The organism is Rhizobium laguerreae (assembly GCF_019778565.1).
GTDB lineage: Bacteria > Pseudomonadota > Alphaproteobacteria > Rhizobiales > Rhizobiaceae > Rhizobium > Rhizobium laguerreae.
Genome location: NZ_JAAXQT010000001.1, coordinates 274,950 through 295,366, shown reverse-complemented (window position 1 = coordinate 295,366; position 20,417 = coordinate 274,950). Strand labels below are relative to the sequence as shown.

Sequence of the window (20,417 nt, the reverse complement as noted above, 5' to 3'; positions counted from 1 at the left end):
GATGGGCCGAGCACAACACGAGCCCTCCGATTTTTCGGAATGAAAGCACTGCGCAAGAGGGGTGCCCTGCTGGTCAAGAGCGCAAGAAAGGCAGGCTGAAACGGAAAGACCTGCGCGCCGTGTCGATCAGGGGCGCTCCCGATGTTTCCGGCGGCGATTCGGCATAGGTCGGAAACCTTCTGGCGAGTTCGAGATCGGCGCGGCTCTTGCGCCGCTCCAGATCCTGGGCGACCAGCATGCCCTTCTCAAACAGCCTGATCGGCGCGGCGATATCGGGAAAGAGTTCCGGCTTGATCCTCACCTTCATGCCCGGTCGGTCGGTATCGACCTGCGCCTGGTAGATGATCAGCCGTTCTTCCACGTCGATCAGCAGCTTGCGCAGCAGCGCGTTGCCGGCGGCGATCCGGCCGTTCAGCGAATCGACAAAGGCCTGGAACAGGCCGATGAAGCGCTCACGCCTCTGGCTGTCGTCGCGCATCTCGTGCTCCCCGGCGGAAATCCGCTCGGCCTCCGCCTTCAGCGCCCGCCGCTCCGCCTCCATCTGCTCCCAATGCGCCCTGTTGCCATAGACGCCGATACGGCCCTGCGTCGTCAGCGCCTTGGCATTGAGCTCCTTCATCTTGAGGCGGGCGATATCGATGGAAACAACCAGCCGGCGCCGCTGCTCGACGATATCGACAAGGCTGAGTTCGGCGGCCTTGTGCCGTTCGGTGAGCGCGGCGCGCTGGCCGGCAATCAGTCCCGCGAGCGCATCCGATTTCGTCAAAAGGTCGAGCAGCCTCTCGATGACGGGCGCTTCGCGCACACGTTCGGTATACATGCGCCACATCCGTTGGCGCGACACCCAGCCGGCCATCTTCTCACGCAGCGTCAACCCCCGGAAACTGTCGAGATCGGCTGAAACCTCGGCCGTCAACCGATCGAGGCAAAAGACCAGCTCGGCCAGTTGCGCGTCGAGCGCCGCAGCATCGGCGATATGGGCCTGGAAGCGGGTATTCTGCTCGAGGAAGACCTCGTCGGCCGATCGTGTTTCGTCGCCGCTGAAGGCGCCGATCGCGGCCACGCAATAGGCACCCTCGGCCACAATCCTTTCGGCAAGGCTGCCTGCGGCTTCATACTGGCTGTCGAATGGCGGGGGTTTGCGCACCAAGCCTCTCCAGGGAATCTCCTGCCCGCAAGCTAGCCGCTTGCGACGCCAAAGAAAACAGGCAGCGTCGCCGGCTTCAGACCGGCTCGGCGATTCAGGTACCGTTCATCGCGTCGTCCCAGTGCCTGCGGCAGAGCGAGACATATTTCTCGTTGCCGCCGACATCGATCTGGGCGCCTTCGTGCAATACTTTTCCTTCCGCGTCGAGCCGGACAACCATCGTCGCCTTGCGTCCGCAATGGCAGATCGTGCGCACCTCGCGCATTTCGTCGGCGATCGCCAGCAGTTCCTGCGAGGCCGGAAACAGCTTGCCCTGGAAATCGGTTCTTAGCCCGTAGACCATCACAGGGATGCCGAGCCTGTCGACGATGCGGGCAAGCTGCCAGACATGGACAGGCGTCATAAAATGCGCCTCGTCGACGAAGATGCAGGAAATCGGCGCCCCTTCGCCGCTCAGCGTCGCGACCAACCGGAACAGATCCTCCTGCGGCTCGAAGGGAATGGCGCTCGCCTCCAAGCCGATCCGCGAGCCGATGACGCCTCGGCCCGCGCGCTCGTCGAAGGCGGCGATCAGCTGCACCGTGCGCATGCCGCGCTCCTGGTAATTATAGGAGGCCTGCAGCAGCATCGTCGACTTGCCGGCGTTCATCGTCGAGTAGTTGAAATAGAGTTTTGCCATCCGATTCCTCCTTGATCGGCTTATTGAAAGCTCGGAATGGCAAAGAAAAGCCCCGGGTGAGCGATAATCACAGGAATCCGGCTCGAAAACCGCGGAAAGCCCCGAAAATAAGGCACTGCCAAAAAAACCGCGGACGTCGCAATCGCATGGGTCGATACGGCGCAAACGCACTGAGGTCGCTTGTCAAACTCGGTTAATGATGGTTGGCTTGGGAACTTAAAGACTGGGAGTCTAAAATGAAAACAACAAGCACGTTCAAACTCGTTACCGCAACTGCCGTCGCCGCCCTCTCCGTTGCGACCGCCGCCTTCGCTGCCGATCCCGACAGCTGCTCCACCGTTCGTTTCTCGGACGTCGGCTGGACGGATATCACCGCCACCACCGCCACCGCATCCGTCGTCCTGAAGAGCATCGGCTATCAGACCGACGTCAAGGTTCTCTCGGTGCCGGTCACCTATACCTCGCTGAAGAACAAGGACATCGATGTCTTCCTCGGCAACTGGATGGAGACGCAGGAGAAGGACGTCCGTCCCTATCTCGACGACAAGTCGGTCGAATCCTTCGGCCCAAACCTCGTCGGCGCCAAGTACACGCTCGCAACCAACGCCAAGGGTGCTGAACTCGGCATCAAGGACTTCAAGGATATCGCCGCTCACAAGGACGATCTCGACGGCAAGATCTACGGCATCGAGCCCGGCAATGACGGCAACCGCCTCGTCATGGACATGATCGAGAAGGACGAGTTTGGCCTGAAGGATATGGAAGTCGTCGAGTCCTCCGAACAGGGCATGCTCGCCCAGGTCGCCCGTGCCGACAAATCGGGCAAGCCCGTTGTCTTCCTCGGCTGGGCACCCCATCCGATGAACACCAACTTCAAGCTGACCTACCTCACAGGCGGCGACAACGTCTTCGGTCCTGACTTCGGCGGCGCCAAGGTCTTCACCAATGTCCGTGCCGGTTATCTCGAAGAATGCCCGAATGTCGGCATGATGTTGAAGAACCTGAAGTTCTCCCTCGACATGGAAAACCAGATCATGGGCAAGATCCTCAACGACGGCAAGGAGCCGGAAGCTGCGGCTTCTGAATGGCTGAAGGCGAACCCCGCAGCGCTCGAGCCCTGGCTTGCGGGCGTCAAGACCCGCGACGGCAGCGGCGAGGCCCTCGCGGCCGCCAAGACCGGCCTCGGCCTCTAATGATATGAACGGGGCGGCTCGCCGCCCCGTTTCATTTTTGTCCGATTGTTGTTTTTTGGATAGGCGCGCCCTTGAATTGGATCACCGAATTTAAGATTCCCGTTGGCCCCTGGGCCAAGTCCTTCGTAGATTGGCTGACCTCGAACGGCGAATGGTTCTTCAACCAGATCGCCTTCCTGCTGTCGAGCGCGATAGACGGCCTGCTCTTCGTGCTGCAGAAGCCTCATCCGCTGATCGTCATCGCTGCCATCACCGCCATCGCCTTTTGGCTGCGCCGGTCGATCGCGGTTGCCGTCTTCACCTGTCTCGGGCTGCTGCTGATCGTGAACCAGGACTATTGGAAGGAAACGACGGAGACGCTCGCTCTCGTGCTCGCCGCCACCTTCGTCTGTATGGTGATCGGTATTCCGCTCGGCATTGCCGCCGCCCGCCGCCCTTGGGTCTATGCTGCCATGCGCCCGGTGCTCGATCTCATGCAGACCATACCGACTTTCGTCTATCTGATCCCAGCGCTCATCCTGTTCGGCCTCGGCATGGTGCCGGGCCTGATCGCGACCGTCATCTTCGCAATCCCCGCCCCGATCCGGCTGACGCGTCTCGGCATCATCTCGACGCCGCCGTCCCTCGTCGAAGCCGCCGTGGCTTTCGGCGCGACGCCGATACAGGTGCTGCGCAAGATCGAGCTTCCCTTTGCCACGCCGCAGATCATGGCGGGTCTCACCCAGACCATCATGCTGTCGCTGTCGATGGTCGTCATCGCCGCCCTCGTCGGCGCTCCCGGGCTTGGCGTGCCCGTCGTCCGTGCGCTGAACACCGTCAATATCGCCAAGGGCTTCGAGGCGGGCTTCTGCATCGTCATCCTGGCAATCATTCTGGACCGGATGTTCCGCACCGCGGGTGAAGGAGGCGCTGCATGACCGCGGTAAGCTTTAACAATGTCAGCATCGTCTTTGGCGATCGGCCGGAAACCGCGCTTGCCATGGTCGACCAGGGCAAAACGCGCGACGAGATCGGCGCCGCCACCGGTCTGGTGCTCGGCGTGGCCAACGCCTCGCTGACGATCGAGGAAGGCGAGATCCTGGTGCTGATGGGTCTTTCCGGCTCCGGCAAGTCGACGCTGCTGCGCGCCGTCAACGGGCTCGCTCCCGTGGTGCGTGGCGATGTCGCGGTCTCGGCGGCCACCGGCCCCGTCAACCCCTATAGATGCAATGCCAAGGCCTTGCGCGACCTGCGCACCCACACCGTCTCCATGGTGTTCCAGCAATTCGCCCTCCTGCCCTGGCGCACAGTCGCCGACAATGTCGGCTTCGGTCTCGAGCTCGCCGGCATGCCGGAAGCCGAACGCAAGCTCCGCGTCGGCGAACAGCTTGAACTCGTCAACCTGACGAAATGGGCCGATCGCAAGGTCAACGAGCTTTCCGGCGGCATGCAGCAGCGTGTCGGGCTCGCCCGAGCCTTTGCCACCGGCGCCCCGATTCTGCTCATGGACGAGCCGTTCTCGGCGCTCGACCCATTGATCCGCACCCGCCTGCAGGATGAACTCCTGGAGTTCCAGCGGCGGCTGAAGAAGACCATCCTCTTCGTCAGCCACGATCTCGACGAGGCCTTCCGCATCGGCAATCGCATTGCCATCATGGAGAGCGGCCGCATCATCCAGTGCGGGACGCCGCACGATATCGTCAAGAACCCCGCCGACCAGTATGTCGCTGATTTCGTGCAGAACCTCAATCCGATCAACATGCTGACGGCCGCCGACGTCATGCAGCCAGGCCTCGGCCAGACTGCCGCCGGCATGAGCGTCAGCGCCACGGCCCGCGCCGCGACCCCGCTTATCGATATTCTCGATGCCCTTGCCCGCCAGCCGGGCAGTATCGGCATCGTCGAGAACGGCGCGATCGTCGGCACGATCTCGGCTCAGGATATCGTTGCCGGCCTCACCCGCCATCGCCGCAAGGAGGAAGCTTGATGTTTTCCATCCGCTTTGCCACAAAGCGGATATGAAAGATCAGCCCTCCCCTTTACGCGAAACCGACGACGAAGCCCGCAAGCTCGCTCGCGTGTTGTTGCGCTCCGCCCGCTATGCTGCGATCGCCGTTCTCGACCCCGAGACCGGCTTTCCCTTCGCCAGCCGCGTGCTGGTTGCTACCGACATCGACGGAACGCCCGTGATCCTCGTTTCGAAGCTGTCGGCCCACACCAAAGCGCTCGCCAAGGACTCGCGCGCTTCGCTCCTGACCGGTGAACCCGGCAAGGGCGACCCCCTCGCCTATCCCCGTTTGACAACCCAATGCCTGGCAGAACCCGTCGAGCCTGGCAATGCAATCCATGAGCGTATCCGCACGCGTTTTCTCGATCGCCACAGCAAGGCAGCGCTTTATATCGACTTTCCTGATTTCCTGTTCTTCCGTCTCAAGCCGAAGCAGGCCAGCCTCAATGGCGGATTCGGCCGCGCCTACCTGCTTGATGGGAATGATCTCGTAATCCAGTCGGCCGCGAATGAGGCGATCGCCGCCGAGGCGGCAGAGACAGTGCGAGATTTAGTAGAACGCCATCCCGATATCGCCGATGCCCTCGCTATCAGGCTAAAGGCGCCAGAGTCAGGTCCTTGGCGCATTTGTGGTATCGATTCCTCAGGTTTCGACATGATTTCCGGCGACTTCCTTCTGCGATACGAATTCGAAACCCTCGCTGTGGATGCCGATCACATTTGTTCAAACATGTCTAAAGTAGCATACTCGATACCTTAAATTTAGGTATATACAATCTTCGAGCCTAGTTGGTAGCTTTTGGTGTCAGTCAAAATCCCCGCTGGCGCTCTGCGTCAACCCACTTGATGTACGTTTCGCATTAGGAAGATAACATATGGAAACCTCTGATTTGGCCGATCACACGAATGTGGCGGCAGCTTTATTGTCGGCCATGGCCAACCCGAAAAGATTGCTGATTCTGTGCAGCCTCGTGAAGGGCGAAGTGGCCGTCGGCGTGCTTGCGACGCAGGTCGGGCTCAGCCAGTCGGCTCTTTCTCAGCACCTTTCGAAACTGCGCGCTCAAAAGCTGGTCAAGACCCGCCGGGACGCACAAACCATCTACTATTCGAGCACCTCCGAGCCGGTCATGAAAATCCTGGCAACGCTCGAAGACATCTACCTCGTGCAGAACAGAAATAGATCCGCCGCCTGATGATAGCGCTGACATGATGTCGGCCGATGTCGTGCTGCAAGGGGATGTTCCCGGAGGCTTGGCAACGATATTTCAGCACCTGAACCTTATGGCACGACCGGCAAATTTGCGATTTGCCGGTCGTGCTTTTAGAGAGACAGTCGGTCGCGCAGGAGCACCCGTCTCGCTATCGGTTTTTTGTTTTGGTGCAATTCCAGACGTAAAACTGCCGCGCACTTTGCCGGAGTTGCTTTAACTGCCGACCACATCGTTGTTGACGCGGCTCAGCACCACCAGCGACGGACGGGCGGGCATGCCGGGTTTGAAATCCGGCCAGTCGGTGCCGGCATCCTCCATCGAGGTCGCATCCTCGTTGTCGGCCATCCGCAATTCGCCCGGATGCTGGATCGAAAGAAAGACGCTGCTGCCGTCCGGAGTGAAAGTCGGCGAACAAGTTTCCGAGCCGACGGGCGCAATATAGAACAGCTTCGGCAGCGCCCGGCCCGGGCCTTCGGTATCCATCACATAGACGGAATCGGCTATGCCTTCCGGCGGCGGGCCATCGGTAGTGACCCAGAGGCGTCCCGCCGGATCGACCGCGAGATTGTCGGGGTCTGTGAACCAGCCGGCCGAGGTCGTCGCCGGATGGAACATCGCCTGATCCTCGGCCTTGGCAGGGTCTCCGCAGAGAATGAAGACGTCCCACTTGAAGCTTTCCGCTGCATAATCCGGCTTTTCGGGACCGCCGGGTGCTGCGAGTTCCAGCAGATGGCCATGCGGATTGGGGCTGCGCGGATTAGCGATGTTGACCATCTCCTTCTCGTCATCGCCCTCCCCCTTCGGCAGCCGGTCTTCGTTCTCCGTCATGGCGACATAGAGTTTGCCAGTGCCGAGATGCGGGATGAAGCCTTCCGGCCCGTCCATCGGCGTAGCGCCGACGAGATCGGCGGCGGCGCGCGTCGCCAGCACGACGTCAGCCTGGCTCTCGAAGCCAGCTTCCGCGCTCAGTGGCCCCTCGCCGGCAATGAGCGGGATCCAGCGCATCGTGCCGTCGCTTTCGAACTTGGCGACATCAAGCGTGCCGTGGTCGAGCAGGTCCTTGTTGGCGGCGCGGTCGTTCGGGTTCCAGGGATCGCGGGTCACGAAGCGGTAGATATATTCGAAGTCGTCGTCGTCGCCCATGAAGACCACCACGCGGCCGTCAGGGGCGACGCAACACTGCGCGCCCTCATGCGTCATGCGGCCGAGCGAGGTGCGCTTGACCGGCTTTGCCGTCGGATCGAACGGATCGACCTCGACGACCCAATCGAAACGCATCCATTCGTTCGGCTCTTCCTCGAACTTGAAGCGCGGCTCGACGCGGCTGACGGAATAGATGTCGTTCTCGTCCTCGTCCCAGCCCTGGCGCTCGACCAGCTCCTGGTTCGGCAATTTCTTGTAGTCGCCGGCGAAGACGTCCATAGCGCCTTCCTCGCCCGAAAGCATCGTGCCCCAGGGAGTGATGCCGCCATTGCAGTTCGAGATCGTCCCAAAGACGATCGTGCCGGTCGGATCGGCCTTGGTCTTAAGACGGTCGTCGCCGGCAGCCGGACCGGAGATGCCGATCTCGGTGCTCATATGGATGCGGCGATTATATTTCCCGTCCTTGACGATCGCCCACTTGCCGTCCGTCTTCCTCACTTCGAAGATCGAGACGCCGAGGGCGGCCATGATGGCGCGGATCTGGTTATCCGTCAGCTTCTCGCGATAGTTTTCGTCGGTCAGACCGGGAAACATCAGGAAAGGCGTTGCATATTCATGGCTGACGACCATCAGCCCATGGTCGGAGCTCTTCTCGCCCCAGGGTAGCGGCAGAAACTGCGTGAAGTCGTTGTTGTAGCCGAATTGACGCTCGGCAGCCTTGCCGTCCAGTGTCGCAATGTCGAATTCCGGGCTGTCGGAGAAAAGCGCATCGCCCCAGCGCGCCAGGATCTGGCGCTCATAGCCCTCCGGCCAGTGATCGGCGGTATCGCGCACGCGTTTGAGTTCCGGAAATGTCAGGCTGGAGCCGGCAGCCTCGGCATGCGCGATTCCGAGCGCCGGCGAAAGTGCCGCAGCGCCCATCGCTGCGAGAAAGCCCTTGAGCACGCTGCGGCGGCGAACGCCCTCTTCGAGGATGACACCGTAACTTGGTGCGAATGCATGGCGCCGCGTGGGGCGCGCCCTTGTCTTCTGGCGGTCAGACATCAGTATCTCCGATCGAAATATCGTTTGATTTCAGTTAATTGATGAAATGCAATTGCGCCCTGCGAGCCATCGGTTTTCTAACAAGCCGAGGCAATGGATTGATGACGGGCAGCTTGCGGTGCCTGACCCTGCATATTTCCAGATGAGCGAAGCAAGTTGAGCCTCCTGTCAGGAGAGCTCTGGGGACTTTTCCCGTTGACGCCTTGGGAAGCCCTGATAATTTGACCGGGCAGTAAAAATATGGGCGTGAAGCCCCGGGAAAGGGCCGTCGGAGGCCAGGAGAACAGCATGTCCAATCGCCTCAATGCACCGAACGATCTTCGCGCCTTCTGGATGCCGTTTACGGCAAATCGCCAGTTCAAGAAGGAGCCGCGTTTGTTCGTCGGCGCCAAGGACATGTATTATACGACCCATGACGGCCGTCAGGTGCTGGACGGCACGGCTGGCCTCTGGTGCGTCAATGCCGGCCACTGCCGCCCGAAGATCACTGAGGCGATCCGCGAGCAGGCCGGCGAACTCGATTACGCGCCGGCCTTCCAGCTCGGCCATCCGAAGGCCTTCGAACTGGCGAACCGCCTGGTCGACATTGCCCCTGAAGGCCTGAACCACGTTCTCTACACCAACTCCGGTTCCGAATCCGTCGAGACCGCGCTCAAGGTGGCGCTCGCCTATCACCGTGTGAAGGGCAATGGATCACGCTTCCGCCTGATCGGCCGCGAGCGTGGCTATCACGGCGTCAATTTCGGCGGCATCTCCGTCGGCGGCATCGTCACCAACCGCAAGATGTTCGGCACGCTTCTGACCGGCGTCGATCACATGCCGCACACCCACCAGCCCGGCAAGAACAACTTTACCCGCGGCGAGCCCGAGCATGGCGGCGACATCGCCACCGAGCTCGAGCGTATCGTCACCCTGCATGACGCCTCCACCGTCGCCGCCGTCATCGTCGAGCCGGTGGCGGGCTCCACCGGCGTCTTGATCCCACCGAAGGGCTACCTGCAGAAGCTGCGCGAGATTTGCACCAAACACGGCATCCTTCTGATCTTCGACGAGGTCATCACCGGCTTCGGCCGCCTCGGCGCCCCCTTTGCCGCGCAATTTTACGACGTCAAGCCCGACATGATCACCGCCGCCAAGGGACTGACCAACGGCGTCATTCCGATGGGCGCCGTCTTTGTCACCTCCGAGATTCATGATGCCTTCATGAACGGCCCGGAACACATGATCGAATTCTTCCACGGCTACACCTATTCCGGCAACCCGATCGCCTCCGCCGCCGCACTCGCCACGCTCGACACCTACAAGGAAGAGGGCCTGCTGACACGCGCCGCCGAGCTTTCCGACTACTGGGCCGACGCGCTGCATTCGCTGAAGGATTGCCCCAATGTCATCGACATCAGGAACACCGGCCTGATTGGCGCGATCGAACTCGACCCGATCGCCGGCGAGCCCACCAAGCGCGCCTTCACCGCTTTCCTGAAAGCCTATGAAAGCGGCCTGCTGATCCGCACCACCGGCGATATCATCGCACTCTCCCCGCCGCTGATCATCGAGAAGCACCACATCGACGAGCTCTTCGGCAAGCTGCGTACGATCCTCCAGAACAACATTTGAGAAATCTCTGAAGACTTCCGGCATCAGGGCCTGCGGCGGATGATTCCTTAAATCGGATTCGATTTAAGGATAGAATTATGCAGCAATTCAAAGTGTTACAGCGCCGCGCATCTGAATAGATGCGCGGCGCTGTAAATCCGCGCAGGCCTTTTTTGTTGGATAGGCCTCAGGTCACGGCGGCGACCGAAAGGCAGAGGGCGAACTTCTTCAGGAGCCGGCGATCGAATTGCCCCTCATTGCCAAGCATCCATTTCAGGGCTTGGCTCGCACTCCATGGCGCCTTATACGGCCGCACGGAGGTCATGGCGTCATAGACGTCGCAAATCGCAGCAAGACGCGCATGGAAGCTGACCTGCGCTTCGGAAAGCCTGCGGGGATATCCCTTGCCGTCGATACGCTCATGATGGTTGAGGCAGACGTCGAGAACGATCTCCGGCATGCCTTCCTGGCGTGACAGGATTGCGTGCCCCTTTTCCGGATGATCGCGGATCATCTTGATCTCGTCCTCGTCCAGGCGCCCTTCCTTGTTGAGTATCTTGAGTGGAATTTCGAGCTTGCCGACGTCGTGCAGCAATCCTGCCGTGCCAAGCATCTGCACGGTCGTCTCGTCAAGTCCGAGATGACGGCCGAAAAGGATCATCAGCGCACTCACCGAAAGCGAATGCAGAAACGTCACTTCGTCCTTGGATTTCAGACGCGTAACGCTCAAAAAGACAGTGGGATTGTCATCCATCGACTTGGAGACCGAGGAAATCACCGGCGCCACCTGATCGAAGCTGATGCCATCACCATGCTGGAGCCGGCCGAAAACGCTTTCCAGGACCTGCACGGATTTCTGGATGGTCTCGCGTGCCGCCTTGGTGTCGATCTCGATATTGCCGCCTGGCAGACCGTCGATGTCGAGGCCTCTGCTGGTGTTGATGATAACACCTTCAATGCCGCTCTTACGAAGCTTCAGGGCATCGACTTCACGGCGCAACAGAAATCTCCGCTTGGACAGAAGAGGGTCCTGCCATGCACCCTCGATCGCCTCCACAAACATTCCGTTGCGCACCTGTCTGGCTTCGATACGCTTGAGCATCCAGATCTCTGTTCCTGAAATATCTCTCTGTTTATTATCGACCGTTCTTTTGCATCGCAGCAATATATGCACGAACAATGATTCTACTCTAATTGGTACAATCAAGCGTTAATCTCGAAACCGAATTCGGCCTATTCAGAAAGACGAAGAGTTTCGCGAAATTCGGCAGGTTCATCGGCACCGCGCAGATGCGGGTAAAACACCCTCCGGAGATCTGCAGACGACGCCACGATCGACGATTTTGGTTATTTCGCGCGGGATCGGCTCGATTTTCGTTTCATTTTGTTATCAACTTGCGAAATCTCACCAAAATTCTTAGAAATCTTGCCGTTGCACCCATTTGAGCCAAATATGGCCGGAGGGCGCATCGATCGCGCCGATATCGATCGTCCTTGGCACGGCCTGGGGGCCGTTGAACGATCCGGAAAATCCGGCGCGGCACCTCATCGCGGGTCGAAAGACCCCATCCAAGGAGACAGACAATGACCCTCAAGACATTGACGGCGACCCTCGTCGCGTCGCTCGCCTTTGCGCCGCTTGCCCATGCCGATATTACCATCGGCCTGATCGCGCCGCTGACCGGCCCTGTCGCCGCCTACGGCGACCAAGTGAAGAACGGCGCTCAGACCGCCGTCGACGAGATCAACAAGAAGGGCGGAATTCTTGGCGAGAAGGTCGTCCTCGAACTGGCCGACGATGCCGGCGAACCGAAACAGGGCGTTTCCGCCGCCAACAAGGTCGTCGGCGACGGCATCCGCTTCGTCGTCGGCCCGGTGACATCGGGCGTCGCCATTCCCGTTTCGGACGTGCTTGCTGAAAACGGCGTGCTGATGGTTACTCCGACCGCGACGGCCCCCGACTTGACCAAGCGCGGCCTGACCAACGTGTTGCGCACCTGCGGCCGGGACGATCAGCAGGCCGAAGTCGCCGCCAAATATGTGCTGAAGAATTTCAAGGACAAGCGCGTCGCCATCGTCAACGACAAGGGCGCCTACGGTAAGGGCCTCGCCGATGCCTTCAAGGCGACGCTGAACGCCGGCGGCATCACCGAAGTCATCAACGACGCGATCACGCCTGGTGACAAGGATTTCAGCGCGCTCACCACCCGCATCAAGTCCGAGAAGGTCGACGTGGTCTATTTCGGCGGCTACCACCCGGAAGGCGGCCTGCTCGCGCGCCAGCTGCATGACCTCGCCGCCAACACGACGATCATCGGCGGCGACGGACTCTCCAACACCGAATTCTGGGCAATCGGCACGGATGCGGCAGGAGGCACGATCTTCACCAACGCTTCCGACGCCACCAAGAGCCCGGATTCCAAAGCCGCAGCCGACGCGCTCGCCGCCAAGAACATCCCCGCCGAAGCCTTCACGCTAAACGCCTATGCCGCCGTCGAGGTACTGAAAGCCGGCATCGAGAAGGCCGGCAGCGCCGAGGATGCGGAAGCCGTCGCGACCGCGTTGAAGGACGGCAAGGAGATCCCGACCGCCATCGGCAAGGTCACCTACGGCGAGACCGGCGACCTGACCTCGCAGAGCTTCTCGCTCTACAAGTGGGAAGCCGGCAAGATCGTCGCCGCCGAGTAAACCATCGCTGACCGTCACCGACCGGGCGCCCCTGTGGCGCCCGGTTTCGTTTTTGCGGCACTCGCTTGTCGCGGCAGATCGGCTATAAGTTTCGGAATCGGTTGTAATGTGAGCAATGCCATGACCAGCAGACTCGAACGTCTCATCGACCAGGGCGTCGGCCGCGTGCCGGCCGATATCGTGCTGAAGGGCGGCTGCTTCTTCGATCTCGTCACCGGCGAACTCGTCCAGTCGGACATCGCCATCGGCGCCGATCGCATCGTCGGCACCTCAGGCAATTATGAGGGCGAGACCGAGATCGACATCTCGGGCAGGATCGTCGTTCCCGGCTTCATCGACACGCATCTGCATATCGAATCTTCGCTGGTGACTCCGCATGAATTCGACCGCTGCGTTCTGCCCTATGGCGTCACCACCGTCATCTGCGATCCGCACGAGATCGCCAATGTCCTCGGAGCCGCCGGCATCGAATTCTTTCTTGAATCCGCGCTGGAGACGATCATGGACATCCGCGTCCAGCTCTCTTCCTGCGTTCCGGCCACGCATCTCGAAACCTCCGGCGCCGACCTGCCGATCGAAAGCCTCCTGCCCTACCGCCACCATCCGAAGGTCATCGGCCTTGCCGAATTCATGAATTTCCCCGGCGTGATCCACAAGGATCCCGTCTGCATGGCCAAGCTCGATGCCTTCCAGGGCGGCCATATCGACGGTCACGCGCCGCTGCTCTCAGGCAACGACCTCAACGGTTACCTCTCGTCCGGCGTCCGCACCGAGCACGAATGCACGACCTCCGCCGAAGCGCTGGAAAAGATCCGCAAGGGCATGCATATCCTCGTGCGCGAGGGTTCGGTATCCAAGGATCTCGTTGCGCTGATACCCATTATCACCGAGCGGCTTTCACCCTTCCTCGCGCTTTGCACCGACGACCGCAATCCGCTCGATATCGCCGAACAGGGCCATCTTGATCATATGATCCGCACAGCGATCGCGAGCGGCGTCGAGCCCCTGGCGATCTACCGCGCCGCCTCGATTTCGGCCGCCCGCGCCTTCGGTCTGAGGGACCGCGGCCTGGTCGCGCCCGGCTGGCGCGCCGATCTGGTGGTGCTCGACAGCCTGGAAAACTGCCGCGCCGACATGGTCTTTTCCGCCGGCCGCCGCGTCACCGATGCGCTCTTTTCCTCGCGCAGGCCGGTTGCCCCGATCGGCCTCGACAGCGTCAAGGCCCGTCCCGTCAACGCCGCCCATTTCGGCGTCCCGGTCGCCGAAGGCGAGACGCCTGTCATCGGCGTCATGCCGGGCAAGATCATCACCGAGCATCGCCGCTACCGCCTGCCCGTCAGGGGCAACGAGACGACCGTCGATCTTGCCAATGATATCATCAAGGTCGCCGTCATCGAGCGCCACGGCAAGAACGGCAACCATGCCAACGGCTTCGTCCAGGGTTTTGGCCTGAAGAAGGGTGCGATCGCCTCGACCGTCGGCCATGACAGCCACAATATCTGCGTGGTCGGTGTCAACGAGGACGACATGGCACGCGCCGCAAACCGCCTCGGCCAGATCAAGGGCGGCTTCGTCGTCGTCCAAGACGGCAAGGTCACCGGCGAAATCGCCCTGCCCATCGCCGGCTTGATGAGCCTCGAGCCCTATGAGACGGTCCGCGATACGCTCCACCAACTGCGCAAAGCCGCCTTGGCGCTGGGCGCCACGCTGGAGGAACCCTTTCTCCAACTCGCCTTCCTACCGCTGCCGGTCATCCCGCACCTGAAGATATCCGACCGCGGCATGGTGGATGTGGACAAGTTCGCGCTGATCGGGTGACGGAATCCTTGGCAAATTCCGCGGCAGCGCTTATTTTGCGGTAACGTTGGAGCCGATTATGACGAAGCTGGAACAGATTGAAAAAATCGTTACCGAACTCGATAAGTACGAGTTCGAAGCCTTTTCGGCGTGGTTTGAAGCCCTTCAAGCCGAACGCTGGGACAGGCAGATGGAAGCAGATGCTGCTAGTGGCAAACTCGATCATCTCGCCGAGAAGGCCTTTGCCGATTTTCGTGCCGGAAAGACAAGACGGCTTTGAAACACCACGCAACTCCCGCCTTCTGGGAGGCGTATGACCGCTTGCCTGAACAGATACGCAAGTTGGCTGACGGAAACTTCGATCTGCTCAAACAAGATCCCAGACATCCCTCCTTGCATTTCAAACGCGTCGGCCGGTTTTGGTCGGCGCGCGTCGGTGCATCCTGGAGAGCTTTAGCCGTCAGTGACGGAGATGACATCATCTGGTTTTGGATCGGCTCGCACGCAGATTACGATAAGCTTCTGAAATAACCGTCAAACCCGCGCACAAAACCCATCCAGCGCCGCAAGCTTCACTGACCCCGTGCCCGCTACCGCCTCGAAGCCCGGAATCTCAAGCGGTTCCCCGAGCACCATACCATCAGGCAGACGGAATTCCGTCGGTTTGCGCGTCAGGTTGAAGACGAAGAGCAGTTTTTCGCCGTCCTTTTCGCGGGTGAAGGCGAGCAGGTCCTGGTTGGTGCCGATGAAGATCATGTCGCCGTCGATCAGCGCCGGGTGGCTCTTCCGGAATGCGAGCGTCCTGCGGTAGTGATGCAGCACCGAGTTGTCGCCCGCCTCCTGCGTATCCACGGAAAGCGCTGCCTGCTCGTAAGGCACCGGCAGCCAACTCTTTTCCGCGGAGGTGAAGCCCGCATGCGCCTTGCCGGCTTCCCAGGGCATCGGCGTGCGGCATCCATCGCGGCCCTTGAAGGCCGGCCAGAAGCGGATGCCGTAGGGATCGCGAAGGTCTTCGAAGGCGAGCTCCGCCTCGGGCAGACCGAGCTCCTCGCCCTGATAGAGGCAGATCGAGCCGCGCAGCGCCGCAAGCACCGAGATCGCCAGCTTGGCGATGGCGGGGCGCTCTTCCTCCGTCAGTGCAAACCGGCTGACATGGCGCATGACGTCGTGGTTGGAAAAAGCCCAGCAGACCCAGCCGTCCGTGACCGCCTTCTGGAAAGCTTCGACGCAGCCGCGGATATGCTCGGCGGTGAAATCCGGTCCGAGCAGATCGAATGTGTAGCACATGTGCAGCTTGTCGCCGCCGCTCGTATAGGCGCCAACCGTCTTCAGCGAACGCGCTCCATCGCCGACCTCGCCGACAGTCGTGCGATCCTCGTACTGATCGAGCAGCACCCGGAAGCGTTTGAGGAAATCGACATTTTCCGGCTGCGTCTTGTCATAAAGATGGTTCTGCATGCCGTAGGGATTGGTATCGGGCGCATCGAGGCCTGCATCATCCTCGTCGGGCTCGTGCGGCGGATTGCTCCTGAGCAGCTTATCGCAGAAATAATAGTTGACCGTGTCCAGGCGGAAGCCGTCGACGCCGCGGTCGAGCCAGAACTTCACTGTCTCCAGCACCGCATCCTGCACCGCCTTGCTGTGGAAGTTGAGGTCCGGCTGCGAGGTCAGGAAATTGTGCTGGTAATATTGCCGGCGCACGCCATCCCACTCCCAGCCCGGCCCGCCGAAGATCGACAGCCAGTTATTCGGCGCCGTGCCGTCAGGCTTCGGGTCGGCCCAGACATACCAGTCCGCCTTAGGATTGGTCCGGCTCGACCGGCTCTCGACGAACCAGGGATGCCGGTCGGAGGTATGCGAGATCACCTGGTCGATGACGACCTTGATGCCGAGCCGGTGGGCTTCGGCCATCATCTCGTCGAAATCGGCGAGCGTGCCGAAGATCGGATCGACGTCGCAATAATCGGAAACGTCGTAGCCCATGTCGGCCATCGGCGACTTGAAGAAGGGCGAGAGCCAGATCGCGTCGACGCCGAGGCTGGCAATATGCGGCAGCCGGCGGGTGATTCCCCTGAGATCGCCGAGACCATCGCTGTTGGTGTCCTGAAACGAGCGCGGATAGACCTGATAGATCACCGCACCGCGCCACCAGTCCGCACTCCCGCCTGCCTGCAATGCCATCGGCTACATCTCCTGCCTCGTTTGCGCTCGCCACACTAAAGCGGACGAAACAAAAGACAACCATGTGAAGCGGTTATGAAGGTGTTGCGAAACGCCGCGACGCATCGTCGCGAACCGACAAGGGGGAGACGTACATAGGCTTGTCCACAACCCGGTTCCACCCTCCGGATTTGGGGTTGCAACGCAAAGCCTTTGCGATAATGTGCGCGCTGACCTGCACGTAAGAGGTCAAACACCGGGAACAAATGTCTAATAAAGGCGAAAAGCCTAGAAAGGTGGACCCACCATGAACCATTTCGCGAAAAAATTTCTCGCCTCTGCAATGCTTGGCACATTGCTGGCGTTTTCGGCCCATGCGGCCACGCTCAACATTCACAATGGTGGCGACCCGCAGTCGCTCGATCCGCAGAAGCTTTCCGGCGACTGGGAGAACCGTATCGCCGGCGACATTTTCGAAGGCCTCGTCACCGAGGACGCCAAGGATAATCCGATCCCCGGCCAGGCTGAAAGCTGGACGATTTCGCCTGATGGCAAGGTCTACACCTTCAAGCTTCGCGACGGCATCAAGTGGTCCGATGGCCAGCCGGTCACGGCAGGAGACTTCGTCTTCGCCTTCCAGCGCCTCGTCGACCCGAAGAATGCCGCCGATTATGCCTATCTGCAATTCACCATCAAGAATGCGGAAAAGATCAACAAGGGTGAGATAACCGATCTCAACCAGCTCGGCGTCAAGGCGATCGACGACAAGACGCTGGAGATCACACTTGAAAACTCCACCCCCTATTTCATCAATGCGCTGATGCACTACACCGCCTACCCGCTGCCGAAGCATGTCGTCGAGGCGAAGGGTCAGGATTGGGTCAAGATCGGCAACATCGTCACCAACGGCCCCTACAAACCCGTTGAATGGGTTCCGGGCTCGCATGTCACCACGGTAAAGAACGACCAGTGGTACGACACCAAGGACCTGAAGATCGATGGCGCGAAGTTCTTCGTGCTTGAGGATCAGGAAGCCGCGCTGAAGCGCTACCGCGCAGGCGAGTTCGACATCCTCACCGACTTCCCGACCGACCAGTACGAGTGGATGAAGAAGAACCTGCCGGGCCAGGCGCATGTCGCCCCCTTCTCCGGCCTCTACTATTACGTCGTCAACTCGCAGAAGCCGCCCTTCAGCGACAAGCGCGTCCGCCAGGCTCTCTCCATGGCGATCAACCGTGAAGTGATCGGCCCACAGATCCTCGGCACCGGCGAACTGCCGGCCTATTCCTGGGTGCCGCCGGGCACGGCAAATTACGGCGATCCGGCCTATGTCAGCTGGAAGGACCTGCCCTATAACGAGAAGGTCGCCGAAGCCAAGAAGCTTCTGACCGAAGCCGGCTTCGGCCCGGACAAGCCGCTGCACGCCGTGCTCAGCTACAACACCAACGACAACCATAAGCGCATCGCCGTCGCCATCGCTTCCATGTGGAAGCCGCTCGGCGTCAATGTCGAGCTTGTCAACGCCGAAACCAAGGTGCATTACGACCAGATGCAGCGTGGCCAGGTCGAAATCGGCCGCGCCGGCTGGCTCGCTGACTACAACGACCCGGACAACTTCCTGAACCTCCTGGTGACAGGCGTCCAGATGAACTACGGCCGCTGGTCCAATCCCGAGTACGACAAGATGATCAAGGAAGGCAACGCGGAGACGGATCTCGCCAAGCGTGCCGCGATCTTCAAAAAGGCCGAGCAGCTGGCGCTCGATGAATCCGCCGCCCTGCCGATCTATTACTACGTCTCGAAGAATGTCGTCTCGCCGAAGATCGAAGGCTTCGTCGACAATATCCAGGACATCCACCGCACCCGCTGGCTGTCGATGAAAGAGTAAGGGAAAACGGTCCTTTCCGCGCACTGCGGAAAGGACCGGCCCACGATCATGATCAAATACGCACTCCGTCGCCTCCTGTCGACGATCCCCGTTCTGTGGATCGCCGTCACAGCCTGCTTTTTTGTTTTGCGCCTTGCCCCCGGCGGCCCTTTCGATGGCGAAAGGCCATTGCCGCCGGTGATCCTGAAAAACCTTGCGGCTCACTACAACCTCGACAAGCCGCTCATCCAGCAATACCTGATCTATGTCGGTGACCTGCTCCGGGGCGATCTCGGCCCCTCCTTCGCCAGCGAAGATTTCACCGTCGCCCAGCAGATCATGATCGGTCTGCCCTACACTTTCACGATCGGCACCGCAGCCTTTCTGCTCGCCATCATCGTCGGCGTCGCCGTCGGCTGTTTTGGGGCGCTCTATCAGAACAAGACGCCGGATTACATTCTCGGCGCCCTCATCCTGATTGGCGTCGTCCTGCCGAACTTCCTGATCGCCCCCATACTGCAGCTCGTCTTCGGCATCCATCTCGCTTGGCTTCCGGTCGGCGGCTGGGGTGACGGATCGATCAAGTTCCTGATCCTGCCGATCGTCGTTCTGGCTCTGCCGCATGCAGGGCGCATTTCGCGCATCACCCGCGGCTCGATGATCGAGGTGATGAACCAGAACTTCATCCGCACCGCCAAGGCCAAGGGCATTGGCCCGCGGCTGACCGTGATGCGCCATGCGCTGAAACCCGCACTAATGCCTGTGGTCTCCTATCTCGGACCGGCGGCTAGTTACCTTCTCACCGGCTCGCTTGTTGTCGAGAGCATCTTCGGATTGCCCGGCATCGGCCGCTACTTCATCAACGCGGCGCTCAACCGCGATTACGGCATGGTTCTCGGCACGGTCATCTTCTACATGGTGCTGATCGTCGTTCTGAACCTTCTCGTCGATATCGCCTATGCGTGGCTCGATCCGAAAGTGAGAAACCGATGATCCTCAACCCCGCAAAACGCGAGCTGCTCGCCCAGGAACTTCTGGAGGCGGAGGGCCTTGCGCCCGAAAGCCGCTCGCTCACTAGGGATGCCTTGCGCCGCCTTGGGCGCAACAAGGCCGCGGTCCTGTCGATCGTCGTCCTGACGCTGCTGATCCTCGCGGCCTTTATCGGCCCCTGGTTCATTCCCTTCAACTACGAGGATCCGGATTGGGCGGCCTTCCGCATACCGCCCTCGATCGAAACCGGCCACTATTTCGGCACCGATCCGAACGGCCGCGACCTTCTCGCTCGCGTCCTTTACGGCACCCGCGTCTCGCTTGCCGTGGCGTTGACGGCGACCGTCGTCTCCGTCTTCATCGGCGTGCTTTACGGCGCGGTCTCGGGCTATATCGGCGGCAGGCTGGATGCGATCATGATGCGCTTCGTCGATATCATGTACGCGCTTCCCTATATCCTCTTCGTCATCCTGCTGATGGTGATCTTCGGTCGCAACGTCTATCTGCTCTTTGCCGCCATCGGCGCGCTGGAATGGCTGACCATGGCCCGCATCGTGCGCGGCCAGACGCTGTCGATCAAGCATCGCGAATTCATCGAAGCGGCCCGCGCATCCGGGCAGCGGCCGTTCAAGATCATCATCAAACACATCATCCCGAACCTCGTCGGACCCGTGGTCATCTTCGCAGCCTTGACGGTGCCTGAAATCATCGCCACCGAAAGCTTCCTTTCCTATCTCGGCTTCGGCGTGCAGGAACCGCTGACCTCGCTCGGCACACTGATCGCCGAGGGAACCGATGCCATGGAAAGCATGCCGTGGCTGCTGGTCTTCCCGGCAAGCTTCCTCGTCGCCCTGCTGCTCAGCCTGCTCTTCATCGGTGACGGCCTGCGCGACGCGTTCGACCCGAAGGATCGCTAAG

General features: G+C 60.6%; 18 protein-coding genes. 13 read left to right on the top strand and 5 right to left on the bottom strand.

What is annotated here, in order from left to right; genetic code table 11:
• Window positions 1-73: 73 nt before the first annotated feature.
• Together HFO71_RS01415 and HFO71_RS01410 are read right to left on the bottom strand one after the other, a co-directional pair.
• Complete coding sequence (locus tag HFO71_RS01415; protein WP_131639625.1) at window positions 74-1,147, bottom strand: hypothetical protein; 1,074 nt, start codon at window positions 1,145-1,147, stop codon at window positions 74-76.
• A gap of 94 nt (window positions 1,148-1,241) precedes the next feature.
• A complete protein-coding gene (locus HFO71_RS01410) occupies window positions 1,242-1,826 on the bottom strand; it encodes a thymidine kinase (RefSeq protein ID WP_131639626.1) in 585 nt (194 codons plus the stop codon).
• A 236-nt stretch (window positions 1,827-2,062) separates the two neighbouring features.
• Here HFO71_RS01410 and HFO71_RS01405 point away from each other — a divergent pair, with 236 nt between their 5' ends.
• The 5 genes from HFO71_RS01405 to HFO71_RS01385 all read left to right on the top strand — a co-directional run bounded on the left by HFO71_RS01405 (window position 2,063) and on the right by HFO71_RS01385 (window position 6,199).
• The gene (locus tag HFO71_RS01405; protein WP_020051153.1) at window positions 2,063-3,019 is read left to right on the top strand and encodes a choline ABC transporter substrate-binding protein; all 957 of its coding nucleotides are present in this window, start codon (window positions 2,063-2,065) and stop codon (window positions 3,017-3,019) included.
• A 71-nt stretch (window positions 3,020-3,090) separates the two neighbouring features.
• On the top strand, window positions 3,091-3,936 hold the full coding sequence (gene choW / locus HFO71_RS01400; RefSeq protein ID WP_017961531.1) for a choline ABC transporter permease subunit: 846 nt from the start codon (window positions 3,091-3,093) through the stop codon (window positions 3,934-3,936).
• Window positions 3,933-4,985: a choline ABC transporter ATP-binding protein gene (gene choV, locus HFO71_RS01395; protein WP_077978943.1), complete on the top strand. Its 1,053-nt coding sequence runs from the start codon at window positions 3,933-3,935 to the stop codon at window positions 4,983-4,985. The genes choW and choV overlap by 4 nt, the downstream gene beginning before the upstream one ends.
• A 31-nt stretch (window positions 4,986-5,016) precedes the next feature.
• On the top strand, window positions 5,017-5,766 hold the full coding sequence (locus HFO71_RS01390; protein WP_221968290.1) for a HugZ family pyridoxamine 5'-phosphate oxidase: 750 nt from the start codon (window positions 5,017-5,019) through the stop codon (window positions 5,764-5,766).
• 115 nt (window positions 5,767-5,881) lie between these two features.
• Window positions 5,882-6,199 (top strand): ArsR/SmtB family transcription factor, encoded by a 318-nt coding sequence (locus HFO71_RS01385; RefSeq protein WP_003561417.1) that lies wholly within the window; start codon window positions 5,882-5,884, stop codon window positions 6,197-6,199.
• Window positions 6,200-6,430: 231 nt separating this feature from the next.
• Here the strand turns inward: HFO71_RS01385 and HFO71_RS01380 are convergent, their stop codons facing one another.
• Entirely contained in the window at window positions 6,431-8,404 is a 1,974-nt protein-coding gene (locus HFO71_RS01380; protein WP_077978944.1) for a PhoX family protein, read from the bottom strand.
• Between the two features lie 288 nt (window positions 8,405-8,692).
• Here HFO71_RS01380 and aptA point away from each other — a divergent pair, with 288 nt between their 5' ends.
• Entirely contained in the window at window positions 8,693-10,018 is a 1,326-nt protein-coding gene (gene aptA / locus HFO71_RS01375) for an omega-aminotransferase AptA (RefSeq protein WP_221987494.1), read from the top strand.
• 166 nt (window positions 10,019-10,184) lie between these two features.
• Here aptA and HFO71_RS01370 read toward each other — a convergent pair whose 3' ends face one another.
• The gene (locus HFO71_RS01370) at window positions 10,185-11,099 is read right to left on the bottom strand and encodes an HD-GYP domain-containing protein (RefSeq protein ID WP_077978945.1); all 915 of its coding nucleotides are present in this window, start codon (window positions 11,097-11,099) and stop codon (window positions 10,185-10,187) included.
• Between the two features lie 482 nt (window positions 11,100-11,581).
• On the opposite strand from HFO71_RS01370, the gene HFO71_RS01365 reads away from it, so the two are divergent.
• The 4 genes from HFO71_RS01365 (at window position 11,582) to HFO71_RS35690 (ending at window position 15,013) form a co-directional block, all read left to right on the top strand.
• Entirely contained in the window at window positions 11,582-12,685 is a 1,104-nt protein-coding gene (locus HFO71_RS01365) for a branched-chain amino acid ABC transporter substrate-binding protein (protein WP_025395513.1), read from the top strand.
• A gap of 120 nt (window positions 12,686-12,805) precedes the next feature.
• A complete protein-coding gene (ade, locus tag HFO71_RS01360; protein ID WP_221987493.1) occupies window positions 12,806-14,503 on the top strand; it encodes an adenine deaminase in 1,698 nt (565 codons plus the stop codon).
• A 58-nt stretch (window positions 14,504-14,561) separates the two neighbouring features.
• Window positions 14,562-14,762, top strand: a complete 201-nt coding sequence (locus HFO71_RS01355; protein ID WP_077978947.1) for a hypothetical protein — start codon at window positions 14,562-14,564, stop codon at window positions 14,760-14,762.
• Window positions 14,759-15,013 (top strand): type II toxin-antitoxin system RelE family toxin, encoded by a 255-nt coding sequence (locus tag HFO71_RS35690; protein WP_077978948.1) that lies wholly within the window; start codon window positions 14,759-14,761, stop codon window positions 15,011-15,013. Before HFO71_RS01355 ends, HFO71_RS35690 begins: the two co-directional genes overlap by 4 nt.
• Window positions 15,014-15,016: 3 nt before the next feature.
• Here HFO71_RS35690 and bglA read toward each other — a convergent pair whose 3' ends face one another.
• A complete protein-coding gene (gene bglA, locus HFO71_RS01350) occupies window positions 15,017-16,663 on the bottom strand; it encodes a beta-galactosidase BglA (RefSeq protein WP_077978949.1) in 1,647 nt (548 codons plus the stop codon).
• Window positions 16,664-16,949: 286 nt separating this feature from the next.
• Here bglA and HFO71_RS01345 point away from each other — a divergent pair, with 286 nt between their 5' ends.
• The 3 genes from HFO71_RS01345 to HFO71_RS01335 are packed head-to-tail and all read left to right on the top strand — an operon-like array spanning window position 16,950 to window position 20,416.
• Window positions 16,950-18,530, top strand: a complete 1,581-nt coding sequence (locus tag HFO71_RS01345) for a peptide ABC transporter substrate-binding protein (protein ID WP_221968283.1) — start codon at window positions 16,950-16,952, stop codon at window positions 18,528-18,530.
• Between the two features lie 48 nt (window positions 18,531-18,578).
• A complete protein-coding gene (locus HFO71_RS01340; protein WP_017961542.1) occupies window positions 18,579-19,502 on the top strand; it encodes an ABC transporter permease subunit in 924 nt (307 codons plus the stop codon).
• The gene (locus HFO71_RS01335; RefSeq protein WP_017961543.1) at window positions 19,499-20,416 is read left to right on the top strand and encodes an ABC transporter permease; all 918 of its coding nucleotides are present in this window, start codon (window positions 19,499-19,501) and stop codon (window positions 20,414-20,416) included. Before HFO71_RS01340 ends, HFO71_RS01335 begins: the two co-directional genes overlap by 4 nt.
• Window position 20,417 lies beyond the last annotated feature (1 nt).

Coding starts and splice junctions, on each gene's coding strand:
- HFO71_RS01410 (WP_131639626.1), bottom strand. CDS start 1,826: ATGGCAAAACTCTATTTCAACTACTCGACGATGAACGCCGGCAAGTCG.
- HFO71_RS01405 (WP_020051153.1), top strand. CDS start 2,063: ATGAAAACAACAAGCACGTTCAAACTCGTTACCGCAACTGCCGTCGCC.
- choV (WP_077978943.1), top strand. CDS start 3,933: ATGACCGCGGTAAGCTTTAACAATGTCAGCATCGTCTTTGGCGATCGG.
- HFO71_RS01390 (WP_221968290.1), top strand. CDS start 5,017: ATGAAAGATCAGCCCTCCCCTTTACGCGAAACCGACGACGAAGCCCGC.
- HFO71_RS01385 (WP_003561417.1), top strand. CDS start 5,882: ATGGAAACCTCTGATTTGGCCGATCACACGAATGTGGCGGCAGCTTTA.
- HFO71_RS01380 (WP_077978944.1), bottom strand. CDS start 8,404: ATGTCTGACCGCCAGAAGACAAGGGCGCGCCCCACGCGGCGCCATGCA.
- aptA (WP_221987494.1), top strand. CDS start 8,693: ATGTCCAATCGCCTCAATGCACCGAACGATCTTCGCGCCTTCTGGATG.
- HFO71_RS01370 (WP_077978945.1), bottom strand. CDS start 11,099: ATGCTCAAGCGTATCGAAGCCAGACAGGTGCGCAACGGAATGTTTGTG.
- HFO71_RS01365 (WP_025395513.1), top strand. CDS start 11,582: ATGACCCTCAAGACATTGACGGCGACCCTCGTCGCGTCGCTCGCCTTT.
- ade (WP_221987493.1), top strand. CDS start 12,806: ATGACCAGCAGACTCGAACGTCTCATCGACCAGGGCGTCGGCCGCGTG.
- HFO71_RS01355 (WP_077978947.1), top strand. CDS start 14,562: ATGACGAAGCTGGAACAGATTGAAAAAATCGTTACCGAACTCGATAAG.
- bglA (WP_077978949.1), bottom strand. CDS start 16,663: ATGGCATTGCAGGCAGGCGGGAGTGCGGACTGGTGGCGCGGTGCGGTG.
- HFO71_RS01345 (WP_221968283.1), top strand. CDS start 16,950: ATGAACCATTTCGCGAAAAAATTTCTCGCCTCTGCAATGCTTGGCACA.
- HFO71_RS01340 (WP_017961542.1), top strand. CDS start 18,579: ATGATCAAATACGCACTCCGTCGCCTCCTGTCGACGATCCCCGTTCTG.
- HFO71_RS01335 (WP_017961543.1), top strand. CDS start 19,499: ATGATCCTCAACCCCGCAAAACGCGAGCTGCTCGCCCAGGAACTTCTG.